11 protein-coding genes are annotated in these 11,320 nt (G+C 64.5%); 8 read left to right on the top strand and 3 right to left on the bottom strand.

Translation table 11 applies throughout. The annotated features are described in order from the left end of the window. Positions 1 to 57: 57 nt before the first annotated feature. The 8 genes from ABEA67_RS09090 to ABEA67_RS09055 all read left to right on the top strand — a co-directional run bounded on the left by ABEA67_RS09090 (position 58) and on the right by ABEA67_RS09055 (position 7,746). A complete protein-coding gene (locus tag ABEA67_RS09090) occupies positions 58 to 732 on the top strand; it encodes a LexA family protein (RefSeq protein ID WP_345464135.1) in 675 nt (224 codons plus the stop codon). A gap of 3 nt (positions 733 to 735) precedes the next feature. Then, positions 736 to 1,869 (top strand): DUF2726 domain-containing protein, encoded by a 1,134-nt coding sequence (locus ABEA67_RS09085; RefSeq protein WP_345464132.1) that lies wholly within the window; start codon positions 736 to 738, stop codon positions 1,867 to 1,869. Positions 1,870 to 1,935: 66 nt separating this feature from the next. Then, positions 1,936 to 2,235 (top strand): hypothetical protein, encoded by a 300-nt coding sequence (locus ABEA67_RS09080; protein ID WP_345464129.1) that lies wholly within the window; start codon positions 1,936 to 1,938, stop codon positions 2,233 to 2,235. Positions 2,236 to 2,270: 35 nt separating this feature from the next. Next, positions 2,271 to 2,543 carry a hypothetical protein gene (locus ABEA67_RS09075; RefSeq protein WP_345464126.1) on the top strand — a complete coding sequence of 91 codons (273 nt, stop codon included), beginning with the start codon at positions 2,271 to 2,273 and terminating at the stop codon, positions 2,541 to 2,543. A 240-nt stretch (positions 2,544 to 2,783) separates the two neighbouring features. After that, entirely contained in the window at positions 2,784 to 4,454 is a 1,671-nt protein-coding gene (locus tag ABEA67_RS09070; protein WP_345464123.1) for a helicase HerA domain-containing protein, read from the top strand. A gap of 12 nt (positions 4,455 to 4,466) precedes the next feature. Then, positions 4,467 to 5,099 carry an ATP-binding protein gene (locus ABEA67_RS09065; protein WP_345464120.1) on the top strand — a complete coding sequence of 211 codons (633 nt, stop codon included), beginning with the start codon at positions 4,467 to 4,469 and terminating at the stop codon, positions 5,097 to 5,099. Further along, positions 5,099 to 6,541: a DNA double-strand break repair nuclease NurA gene (locus ABEA67_RS09060; RefSeq protein WP_345464117.1), complete on the top strand. Its 1,443-nt coding sequence runs from the start codon at positions 5,099 to 5,101 to the stop codon at positions 6,539 to 6,541. Before ABEA67_RS09065 ends, ABEA67_RS09060 begins: the two co-directional genes overlap by 1 nt. Beyond that, positions 6,538 to 7,746: a DNA methyltransferase gene (locus tag ABEA67_RS09055; protein ID WP_345464114.1), complete on the top strand. Its 1,209-nt coding sequence runs from the start codon at positions 6,538 to 6,540 to the stop codon at positions 7,744 to 7,746. The genes ABEA67_RS09060 and ABEA67_RS09055 overlap by 4 nt, the downstream gene beginning before the upstream one ends. A 77-nt stretch (positions 7,747 to 7,823) precedes the next feature. Here ABEA67_RS09055 and ABEA67_RS09050 read toward each other — a convergent pair whose 3' ends face one another. The 3 genes from ABEA67_RS09050 to ABEA67_RS09040 form a co-directional block, all read right to left on the bottom strand. After that, entirely contained in the window at positions 7,824 to 8,714 is an 891-nt protein-coding gene (locus ABEA67_RS09050) for a competence protein CoiA family protein (RefSeq protein WP_345464111.1), read from the bottom strand. Continuing rightward, a complete protein-coding gene (locus ABEA67_RS09045) occupies positions 8,711 to 10,270 on the bottom strand; it encodes a UvrD-helicase domain-containing protein (RefSeq protein ID WP_345464108.1) in 1,560 nt (519 codons plus the stop codon). Before ABEA67_RS09045 ends, ABEA67_RS09050 begins: the two co-directional genes overlap by 4 nt. A 97-nt stretch (positions 10,271 to 10,367) precedes the next feature. Then, the gene (locus ABEA67_RS09040; RefSeq protein ID WP_345464105.1) at positions 10,368 to 11,021 is read right to left on the bottom strand and encodes a hypothetical protein; all 654 of its coding nucleotides are present in this window, start codon (positions 11,019 to 11,021) and stop codon (positions 10,368 to 10,370) included. Positions 11,022 to 11,320: the final 299 nt, after the last annotated feature.

The raw sequence follows: 11,320 nt of genomic DNA, 5'->3' as shown, positions 1-11,320 counted from the left end.
AGGCTGCCCGCTCTTGCTTTTTCAGAACCCCAGGACGCACACTGTGACAGGTGTCATATGACTCAGGATGAATTGACCGGACGGCCGCGGGATGTACTGCACAAGATCGCCGAGCTGGAGAATGCGGGCGAGCTGGTGACCATCCAGCGCGTCGGTGAAGCGCTGCACCTTCCCCGGCAGAACATCTGGGGGTACGTGCGCAAGCTGCAGGAGCGCGGCCTGATCGTCTACAACCCTGCCGAGCGCTTCACCACCCCGATTCGGCTGAGCGAGGCGGGCTGGCGGGTCTCGCAGGTGCCCCGCGCGGCCAGCGTCGACCTGCGCTTCCCAATTCTTGGTGAGATCGCCGCCGGGCAGCCCACGCTGGCCGACGGGCAGGTGGAGGCCTATGCCACCCGGTTGCAGGACGTGCTGGACCTGCGTGAGGGCGACTTCCTGCTGAAAGTGCGTGGCGACAGCATGACGGGCATCGGCATCTATCCCGGAGCTCTGGTGGCCATCCGGCCCCAGCAGGAGGAACCCTTGAGCGGCGAGATCATGCTGGTGACCCTTCCGACTGAGAACACCGCGACGCTGAAGCGCTGGCACCGCAACAACGGCACGGTCACGCTGACCAGCGAGAACCCCGAGTACGGCCCCATGACCTTCAAAGTGGAAGAGGTGCTGATCCAGGGCTGCATGGTGGGACACATCGGCGCCGGCCGCAGCCGGCGCACGCAGAACGGGGAGTAGACCATGACGGCCCAGCCCACCGCACCGCCGCGCGAGTCTCTGCGCGTGGTTCCGCCGAAGCCCATGCCCTCCCCGGCGGTGCGCTACGCCGAACTGGTGCCCGCGGACCAGCAGGTGTTGATGGTGCTGGAAGCCCACGGGGGCAGCGCTGATATGGGAACGCTCGCGGGGGCCCTGGATCTTCCGGATGGTGCGCTCCAGGCCCGGCTGGCTGCCCTTGCAGCCGGGGGAATGGTGCACCTGCTGCCCGGGCGCTGTGCGCTGCTGGACGAGCTGCGGTCCCGGGTGCAGCGCGACCTGAATTCAGCGGTCGGGGCCCGGGTGGTGCTGAGAAGTGAGGACACAGTGCGTTGCCCTGCTCCGCATGCCGGGGAGCGGGTGCTGCGCTTACTCTGCCGCGAGGTCTTTGCGCCCCATGTGGTCCGGCCCCGGGTGCCCCTGCGCCAGGTGCTGGATGTTCAGGTCATGAACGGACTGCTCGATGAAGCCGACCGCACGTTCCTGGCCAACGCCAGCGTTCACGTGGACCTGGTCGTCGAACATGTCGAGACCGAGCAGCCGTTGCTGGTTCTGGAACTGGATGGCCCGCAGCACGAGCGCAGTCCCCAGCTGGAGCGCGACGTGCGCAAGGACCGGATTCTGAGAGTGGCCGGGCTCCCCTTGTTGCGGTTGTGGACGTGTGAGGCGCAGCCGCCCGGCGAAGGACTGACGCGGGCGCTGCTGCGCTGGCGGCTCCAGAGCGCCTTGCGAGACGTCACCTTCCGGGAAGCGTGTCACCCCGCCCTGCGTGAGGCGTTCCGGGGCCAGCCCAGTGGACCCCACGCGGCCGACGACCTGCCCCGGGGCGATGAATTGCGCGCCCTGCTGGGCGATGAGCTGCTGACCGCGTTGCTCGGGGGGCGGGAGGCGTGTTCGCCAGCAGGCTTGGCCCGTCAGGCGACGCTGGGGCAGATCGTCACGAACCTGCGCGCGACCCACACCGACAGTGGGATCCGCCAATGGTTCGAGCGGGCCCGCTACACGCTGCGCGGCGAGTCCCCCCGCGACATCTTGCAGGGCGACTGGAACCCCGGGGACCCGCGGGTTCGCCTGGTCTGCCGTCTGGCTGCAGCGGGCGGCAGCTTTTTCGCCACCTGAGCTCGGCCTATTGGTTGGCACTGGCCGGATGCGGAAGTATCCACCTATGGGCGGAGAAGGAGCGGTATGGGCGAGTTCGCGGTCTACACAGTGTCCTTGAACCATTTCGCCACCGGTGAGGGCGTCCTGCTGCAAGTGCTGGTGGCCTCTGCGCAGAGTGAAGAGGAGGCAATCGAACTGTTCTGGAATGCCTTCTACCGTGGAGAGCGGCAGCCCACGACGTTCTGGCCGACGGTCCGGCAAGGCGTGGCCCGTGAGCCGTTGCGGCACTGGTGCACAGCGGGGGCGCTAGATCGCCTGGAAGCGTTGGCACTGGCCTCCGACAGCTTGAACTTCAGCTTGAGCTGCTCGTACGACCCGGAATGAGCAGTGCTACGCGACAGAGGACATACACGTTGTGCTTGCGCCTAAGCGTGCCGGGTGCAGGTGAGGTCCAGCAGCTGCTGGTGATCCAGACACCCAGTGTGAACTCAGCAGCGGAAGCGTTCGGTGCCCTGTTCTATGAACATGACCCACTGTCCTGGGCGCTGCTCTGTCCGAAAGTGACGATCCGCGAAGGCGTCAGCCAAGCGCTTCTGCGTGCGTATTTCACCCCGGAAGCCATCCAGCAATTTGAAGCGCGGGTAGCGGCTGGCGGCTGTGTGGCGTTCTCGTGGGAGTACGCAGATGACTGACAGTGTCTTAGTTCGCGGGAAGATCGCCCCATCCATCGGGGGTACCGGTGCAATTTTCCAAGGGCTGTCCACACAGCATCAATTTCGGTGGAGCTTGCTCCCCGACCAGTGGGGTTCCGAAGGATGCGTCCTAACCCATCTGGGGCTACAGACCAAGCCCTTAAGCATTAGAATTTTCTGAAGCCAGATGACATCGATTCTGACGCCTGCAGCCCAGCTGGACCTAGAAGGAGCTCGTGCATGAATAGTCCCCTCTCTACCCTCACGGAGCACCACACCGAAAAGCTGGTGGCTAAGAAGCAGGCCCTAGCGGCTCTGATGTTCAACAGCCTCATTCAGGCCGACCGGTACGTTGGCGAAGTCTTTTCCGTCGGCTTCAACGAGTTCATCGCTCAAGTGCACGACAGCTTCCGGCGGGATGTCGGCGGCATCCCGCAGGGCGCCTTCCTGATCGCCACGCGCGTCTCACCTGACCAGAGTGCTCTGCCCTTCGATGACGAGGACAGCGAGATCGTGCTGTTGCGAGTGATGGGACCCACCTCGCTTCCCCGTGATGGGGAGCGGCAAGACCAGCGCGCGGACGCCGTGGCTCGGGCGATGCAGGGTGACTCGGCGTGGGAGACCGAAGTCGACGAATACACCCATAACAACCTCTCGTTCAGCGGCCTGCGGTGCCGTGTGCTGGGCACCCTCTACATCGAGGAGAGCGCCACCGCGCCTGATGGTCTCCAGTTGCGCCTGGGTACCGACATTGACAACTTCTACTCCGGCCGAGGCATGAAGATCTACAAGCCCTCTGCCGACGCGCTTAAGCAGCTCGTGAATTATCGCGACCCTGAATTCCGCAGTGACCATCCGCTGGGCGACCATACGGTCTCCATCGCGAGCCTGCGATATGGCAGCACCCGCCGGAACCTGAGCAGCGACGGGGTCGACATCAGTATCACCCCCGCCGACCTCATCGGTCAGAAGACTGCCCTGTTCGGCATGACCCGCAGCGGCAAATCCAATACCACCAAAATCATCGCGCAGGCCATCTACGAGCTCCGCGCCATGCCGGTGCCGACCGATGCAAGCGACACCCCAGAACAAGCGGCAGCGCGGGCCAAAAGCAATCGGATTGGCCAGCTCATCTTCGACCCCAACGGGGAATACGCCAACGAGAACGTGCAAGACGGAACCAACCTCAACCCCAGCGCGCTGAAGAACATCCATCGGCATCTGGGCCTGACCAAAGCCGCAGAGGTCGTGACCTACGGCACCCTTCCGCACCCCAAAGATCCCGATCGGCGCCTGATGAAGATCAACGTGTTCGGCGATCAGCTCGCCATGACTGACATGTTGGGGATCAAGACGGCAGAAAAGTCAGGTGTAGCCAGCAACATTCAGAAGGCCCAGGAGGATGCCTACACGGTACTGCAGGAAAAGACCCAGATGCTGCTGATTGGCAAGGCCATCCTGAACGAGCTTCTGGCCCCCTCCAAGGAGACCAAGTACATCGGGAACTTCATTGGCACCGACCTGGCGCCCCCTGACCTGACCATGTTCCCACCTGACGAAGCGTATGGCCGCGGCGTCCGTTATATCCGCAGCCTGCTGGTCTACCGTGCCCTACTGGCCGAAGGCGGCCTGGATGCCCCTTTCAGACCCAGCACCAAGAACCTGTTCAGCAAAGAGCTTCGGGATGCCATGCGCACGCCTCTGGACCCCAAGGAAGCAGCGCTGCAGCAGGAATTCGAGGAAGCTGCCGACATCTTGGACCCGAAGGTGACCCCAAGCCCGAGCTGGAATGACTTAGCCATCGCTTTTAAGGGGCTGGACAAATTCCTTGAGCGCCCTGAATACGCCGATTTCAACAGGAAGTACAGAGAGGACCACGAAGGCCGCTCCTGGCATGACAGCACCCTGTAGAACATCCTTGGCATGTTCCGCTACAGCAATGGGCCCCGCCTCGCCGGGCGCCTTTACCCCAATCACGCGCCTGCGTCGAGCAAGGACTATGCCGACATGATCTACGACGACCTCCTTGACGGGAAGCTGGTCATTCTCGATCAGTCGCTCGGCGAGGAACTGGCGAACCGGGCGGTCGCGGAGCGCGTGATGTGGAAGCTGCTGCGCAGCCACATGGAGACGTTCGGACAAGGGGATCCGCCGCCCGCCATCCTGGTCTACGTCGAAGAAGCGCACAACCTGCTGCCCAAGAAGAGTGCCGAAGGTGAGGTCAACGTCTGGGCTCGGCTGGCCAAGGAAGGCGCGAAGCTGAATCTGGGGCTGGTCTACGCCACGCAGGAAGTAAGTGCGCTGCAAAGCAACATCCTCAAGAACACGGCCAACTGGTTCATCGCCCACCTGAACAACAGCGAGGAAATCAGAGAAATCAGCAAATATTATGATTTCGAGGACTTCGCGGATTCCATCCAGCGCGCGCCGAATAAGGGCTTTATCCGCATGCGCACCCGCACGAACGTCTTCACCATCCCGGTGCAGATGCGCAAGTTCGACCTGACGACCAGCAGTGCACCCGCGCCGGGCGCCACGGTAGCTGAGGGCAACTGATGCCGCATGAAGGTGAACGGGCGGGCGTCACCACCAGCCTGAAGCGACTGCTCAGCAGCGGCGAAGCCGAGAAGCTCAAAAGCCGGCTCCAGAACCGCGCCCCATCTGAACCTCCGCAGGGATCAAGCGGCATTGCGATTGAGCGACCGGACCCCGCCGCACTCCCACGCTTTGTCATCGCGATTGACGGCTCCCAGGGGGCAGTGCAGATCGAGGAGGGCTTTCCTGGCGCCGAAGTGGGCGTAGTCACCGTGGCCAGCGTCATGATCGACCTGCATAAGTTGCGCGATGCCCGGGTCAGGGGCGTCCCCGACCCACGGAAGTTCCGCAATTTGCATGATCCGCACGGCATTGAAGTGTTCCTGCCTTCCACGAACATGGTCTTGGATGAGTGCGGAGATGCGCGTGAGAGCTTCCGCAGTGAGTTCTTCCGTGTGCTGGGCGAAAAGCGCCTAGCAGAGGACGGGGAGAGCTTGCTGGAGACCTACGAGGTCCTCCTGGGCCTGCGCGATGATCAGGGCGCGGAGAAGCTGGGCTGTCCTCTGCTGGGCAGCTGCACTGAGCCTGACAAGGGCCATAAGTATCACCAGGCAAAGGGCGCCTACGCTTGCGCTTGCAGCACAAAAGAGCTGTTCTCAACAGATGCCTTGCGCATCCACGAGAGCTTCATGGACGCTGGAAGCAACCAGACCGTCATCACTGAATGCCGTAGCGTGGTGGAGCACTTGGTGCTGGTGAATTACCTACGGTACTTCGAGCGCAAGAACATGTGGGACTCCATCCAGGATGTCGCTTTTGTCATGGATGGTCCCCTAGCGGTCAGTGGCCATCCCGCTTGGTTGGCCATGAGCATCAAGAAGGAGTTCCTTCGACTGGCTGAAGCCAGCCGGCGAGCTTCTGGGGTCACACCCATCATCTTTGGCATCGAGAAGACTGGAATGTTCCAGGAGCACCTCAAGCTCCTGGATCAACGGGTTCAGAAGACGCCGAGATCCGCAGACGAGCGGCCTGATCCGCGAAAGTTGACGCAGAAGGGTCACCTGGAGGCAGGACGGGTCATCTTGGTGAATGACGCATACACAAAGAAGAACATCATCTTCAAATACGAACCTCCAGGCACTGGACCCTACAAGGCGTACGGCGAGACGAGCCACTATGGCCGCAAGGTGCTGTACAAGACAACTTCAGGTGCCCTGATCACTGCTATGCCAGCATTCCTTAAAGACGGCGACGATGATATGAAGGCCGAAGCTTGCTGCGATCATTTCAACAATCTGGGCACCATGCTTTCGTTGCTTGACGCGCTGGTCTCGAATGCCTTTCGCGATGCTACGATTCCGCTCGTGGTCGCACACGCCGAGGCTTCGCTCCCTGCCCGTGCCAATGAGAGCGTCCTCAAGCGCTTTTTGCTTGAGCATCAGAAAGCAGGGCGAAAAGCATGACCCTGGCAACCCTGCCCGATCACTCAAGCGAAGGCGCCGCAGCGCACCCATCTGCTCCAGGCGAACGCCGCCTGCTGCCAGCGCCCAAGCCGAACTCTGCCACCGTGGAGGCACGCTGGATTCGGCTAGGGCCGTGGTATGCCATGTTCCCGCTGGACTTCGCCTACGAAATGATCCAGCGTTACACCAGGCCAGGGGATCGGGTGCTGGACCCCTTCATGGGCCGGGGCACGACCCTGGCTGCGGCCAGCGCATTGGGGCGCATCGGCTTGGGCAGTGAGATCAACCCGGTAGCCTGGATCTACGCGGCGACCAAGTTGCAGGCGGCGCCCAAGGATGCTGTTCTGGCGCGTCTCGAGGAAATCATTCGCCTGGTTCCAGCCTTCCGGATCGAGGAGGTCACGGATCTGCCCGAAGCGATCCCGGAGTTCTTTGAGTGGGCCTTCCATCCTGAGGTTCTGAAATTCTTGCTGGTGGCACGCGAACATCTGGACTGGCAGGAAAATGCCACCGACCGCAGCCTAATGGCCCTTATTCTGCTTGACCTGCATGGGAACGAAGAGAAATCGTTCTCGAACCAGATGCGTCAGACCAAAAGCATGAGCCCTGACTATTCTGTGGCCTGGTGGCGCGAAAAGGGCCTGGTTCCACGGAACAAGGATGTCGGTGCCATGCTGCAGCGCAAGATTGAATGGCGCTACAAGTTCGGCGTGATCACAGGCGACCGGCAGACCCGGGCCTTGTTCGGTGACTCCACTGAGACTCTCAAGCGCCTGAAGCCTCGGATCGAGGCCAAGCACCAGCTGCTGCTGACCTCGCCGCCTTACTACGGGCTGGTGAACTACAACCGCGACCAGTGGCTTCGTCGCTGGATGCTCGGTGGCCCCTGGTCGAACACTACCCGGGGATCGAACAAGCATGAACGGGATTTTGCCAATCAGGAGGATTACCGCCAGCTACTGCTGGACATTTTTGCAATTTCGAGACGGCTGCTGAAGCCTGACGCCACCATCGTAGTTCGGACAGACGCCCGGAAATTCACGTTGGACACCACAAAAAGCGTGCTGAGCACAGTCTTTCCAGAGTGGAATATGGAGGAAAATGCGAGCCCTTTTAAGGATCCGACGCAGACCCGCCTGTTCGGCGACCGGGAATCCAAGCCCGGTGAAGTGGATTTAATCCTGACGCGTCATGTAACGCTGTAGGCGCCGGAGCGAGCAATACAGGCAGCACAGCGCTGGTCTGTACGCCAAGCCCTATCGCCAAAAGCTCTCTGAGCACATCACCCAGAGTTCTTACGCTCGTTCACCCATGCCTGCATGGTTGCCCATTGCTCGCGCCGGGCGCGGGCCGTCTCGTCCTCAACCACCAAGGGCCTCTGCTTCGAGGCTGGAGCCTGCCCCTCTCGCGTCTCCTGCGGCGCCGCTGGCGCGCTGGCAGTCCGGGTCCGCTTGGCTGCAACCTCAGCCTTCGCCCGGGCCTCGCGCAGCACCGCCGCCCAGGTGTCCGCGACTCGCTGGGCCTCGTCTTCAAAAGCGCCCGTGACGGCGCCTCGCACGGCATCGTCCTCAGCGCGCTGCTCGAGCAACCGAGCCCGCTCCTGGCAAGCTGGGCACTGGGCTGCCCCGTCGTCCCCCCGGACCGGCACCCGGGGCCGGTGGGCCAGCAGGTCCTCGGCGAGCAGTTCCAGCCAGGGGACGTCCAAGGCCGCGGCCTTCGCTTCGGGCACCGCATGCCTAAAGAACACCTCTAGGCCGAAGAGCACGCGCTTTCCCGCCACTACCGCTACATCGAAGCGGAAGTCACCGTGGGTGGCTTCTTCCACCACAGCGGTCCAGCCCACCGGGCGGAAGGAACGCGGTAGCAGGGCGCTGTCCCGGCAGCGGCCTTTCACACCGGCGCAGCGCTGCTGCCAGGTCACGTGCCCAGTCTCTTCCAGCTCGCGCCGCAGCGCCTGGGCCAGCAGCTGCTTGGCCGCCCGGTGGGTCACGCTCTCGCCCCCGCAGTCCCGCTCGAAGCCGGGCAGGTGGAAGAAGTGCCAGCGGCGCTCCTCGCCGCGGCGCACGCCCAGAGGGGCGCTGCACTCCAGGCAGGTGTAGCGGGCACCGCGCGGGGCGGTCAGCGCAGTCACCACATTCGCCGTCGCATCCAGCGCGAAAGGCACGGCCGTCATCGGCGCCCCCGGCGTAGGGGTGGCGGCGCCTGTCCGGCCTCCTCCACGAAGATCAGGTCGCGCCGCGCGCGGGTCAGGGCCACGAACTGCACGCAGGCTTCGCCGATGACGGCCTCCGGCGTCCGGGCATAGACGGCGGGCATCAGGTGGGGATGGAGCACGAACACCCGGTCCGCCTCCCGCCCCTTCGCCCCGTGGACAGTGGAGAAGGTGATGGTCTGGTGGCTCCGCGCGAAAAAGGCCGCCATGAACTCGGCCAGCCCCTGGAGGTCGCGCGCCCCCTCCCGCACCGCCGCCCGGGTGAGGTGGCCCAGCGATTCGGCGAGGTCCTCCCGCTGGGCCAGCAGGGCCGCAGCCGCCGTGGCGTCCCCCACCTCGCGCTCGATCCGCTCGCGCTCCGCTCGCCGGTGGTCCGCGAGCTGCGCCTCCCAGTGGGTCAGACCCCGGAGAAAGACGCGCCGGGCGAGCCCAGTCAGCGTTCCCCCGAGGTCCTTTCCCTGCAGGGCGGCGGGCTTCCCCGCACGAATGGCTTCCAGGCAGCGCCCGATCAGGGGCGCGTTGTAGCGGCAGAGCACCAGGTCGCCGGGCTGGATCCACTTCGGGAGGGCGGTGTCGGGGATAACGAACACCCGTCCCTCCGGGGCGCCGGGTGCGGCCTCAATCTCGGGGGCAAGCTTCTTGGCCAGGGCGACGTGGCTGCGCGGGCAGCGGTAGGTGACCGGCAGGGTGAGGACGGTGCCGCCTATCCGCGTGAGGATGCGGTTCATCGCGTCGGCGTCGGCACCGGTGAAGCCGTTGATGCTCTGGCGGGGGTCGCCCATGAACAGCTGCCGGCCCCCGGGGCGCACAGTCTTCAGGGTGAATTCCAGCTGCAGGGGGCTGAGGTCCTGCGCCTCGTCGATCAGCACGAAGTCGAACTGGGGGACGGGCAGCCTGCGGACGACCGGGACATACAGCATGTCGTCAAAGTCGAAGTTGCCCGCCTCGACCGCCTGGTCGCCCCGGCGCAGCAGGACGCGCACTCCTTCCAGGCAGGCGCGCTCGAGCACAGGGTCGGCGGGTGGGGTGAGGTTGTAGCGCAGGGCAAGAGCGCGTACCGCGGCCGTGTCGCGGCTGTCGGTGAGGTTGACCCGGGCGAAGTGCAGCAGGCTGGCGAGGAAGGCGTCGGCGTCCGAGCGGTCCTCGGGAGCGAAGCGGTGCTGCAGTTGCAGTTCGTCGATGTAGGCCCGGACCAGCTTGCGCGCCTTGCCCGGGTTGACCTGCGCCTGGCGCACGCCGGGGTACCGCGCCTGCAGGGCCCGCTTCCCCAGGGCGTGAATGGTCTGCGCCCGGACGTGCCGGGGAAGCCGGGACGCGAGTTCCCGGGCGACATGGGCGTTGTAAGCGAGATAGCGGGCCTCGAGATCCTGGGGCAGGACGCCGGCCACCTCGGTGAGGGTGAAGGTCTTGCCTGAGCCCGCCGTGGCCAGCACCACCCCGTGGCCAACGCCTGAGCGGACGAAGTCAAGGACGGCTTGCTGGTGGGAGCTGCGCGTGAGGGTGTGGGGGGCGGGCATGCCACCGATCAGCTTAACGAGGAGCCGCTGGGAAGGCGCACGCACATGCTCTCAGACAGTTCTGCGCGGCGAACCTGAGGCCCGGCAGCGAGGGTGCCTAGGGCCGCTTGAGGGCCACCGCCCGCGCCAGCAACGCCCGGGCACGGCGCCGGCCCTCGAAGGAGTTGACTCCCGAGAGGCCGCCCAGCGCCAGACCGAAGGGTACAGCGAGCAGGAGCAGCGTCCAGCCTCCCGTGACCTTCTGCAGGCCAGGGTAGGCGGCGAGCAGCAGCCCGATGATGCCAATCACGCCGCCCACGCGCGTCGGCCCCAGCCAGGTACCCGCTGAGCGGTCCACCGCCTCGAGTTGCGCGTCGTATTCCGCCACGGCGTACTCCAGGGCCTTGAGATCGAAGACTTGCAGCTCGCGTGCCACGCGTGCCTCGTAGGCGCTGCGCTCCATCAGCGCCGCGTGCGCTTCCGAGTCAGCGGCACCCGACAGCCGCAGGTATTCCAGCCGGTACATCAGCAGCCGCGCGACGAATAGCAGCAGGACCAGTGTCGCCGCGACGATGAGCGTGGAGTCGGAAGCCGGGCGCAGCGCGAGAAGGTAGGTGGTCGCCGTCGACAAGAACAGGGCAATATCCAGCCACGGAAGGCGCGCGAGCCAGCGCCACCGGGAGGGGCGCTGCGCATGCGCCAAGACTTTCGGGCGCGCGGGCGCGAGCAGCGTGTGAATGGCCTGCACCTGCAAAAAGACGTCGTCGGGCACGCCCGCACGTTAGCGGAAGGGCCGGCGGACGGTGGACGAACATGTGCTCTTTGAACTGGCGATATTCTGCCCGCGGCTTCATCTTGTGGCCTGAGCCGGGCGTGGAGGGGGCTTCATGGCTTCTGCCCGGAACGGGTCAGCCAGGGCAGGAGCACCGCGCCATCTGGACTGACCCGTTGCACCTCAGCCTCCATATTCCGTAATTACCGGCTCGTTCTACGCTGATGGCGTATAATTATCCTCATGTACGCGCGGCTTGACCGCGCGCACGACAGGCCAGACACGGTGGCTTCCTCGAG

It is taken from the genome of Deinococcus carri, from assembly GCF_039545055.1.
Taxonomy (GTDB): Bacteria; Deinococcota; Deinococci; order Deinococcales; family Deinococcaceae; genus Deinococcus; species Deinococcus carri.
Note: the sequence above shows the minus strand (reverse complement) of the source record. Positions and strands in the feature narration are given on the sequence as shown.

Excerpts from the sequence above, each read along its gene's own strand:
- ABEA67_RS09090 (WP_345464135.1), top strand. The coding sequence starts at position 58 with ATGACTCAGGATGAATTGACCGGACGGCCGCGGGATGTACTGCACAAG.
- ABEA67_RS09085 (WP_345464132.1), top strand. The coding sequence starts at position 736 with ATGACGGCCCAGCCCACCGCACCGCCGCGCGAGTCTCTGCGCGTGGTT.
- ABEA67_RS09080 (WP_345464129.1), top strand. The coding sequence starts at position 1,936 with ATGGGCGAGTTCGCGGTCTACACAGTGTCCTTGAACCATTTCGCCACC.
- ABEA67_RS09070 (WP_345464123.1), top strand. The coding sequence starts at position 2,784 with ATGAATAGTCCCCTCTCTACCCTCACGGAGCACCACACCGAAAAGCTG.
- ABEA67_RS09065 (WP_345464120.1), top strand. The coding sequence starts at position 4,467 with ATGTTCCGCTACAGCAATGGGCCCCGCCTCGCCGGGCGCCTTTACCCC.
- ABEA67_RS09060 (WP_345464117.1), top strand. The coding sequence starts at position 5,099 with ATGCCGCATGAAGGTGAACGGGCGGGCGTCACCACCAGCCTGAAGCGA.
- ABEA67_RS09055 (WP_345464114.1), top strand. The coding sequence starts at position 6,538 with ATGACCCTGGCAACCCTGCCCGATCACTCAAGCGAAGGCGCCGCAGCG.
- ABEA67_RS09050 (WP_345464111.1), bottom strand. The coding sequence starts at position 8,714 with ATGACGGCCGTGCCTTTCGCGCTGGATGCGACGGCGAATGTGGTGACT.
- ABEA67_RS09045 (WP_345464108.1), bottom strand. The coding sequence starts at position 10,270 with ATGCCCGCCCCCCACACCCTCACGCGCAGCTCCCACCAGCAAGCCGTC.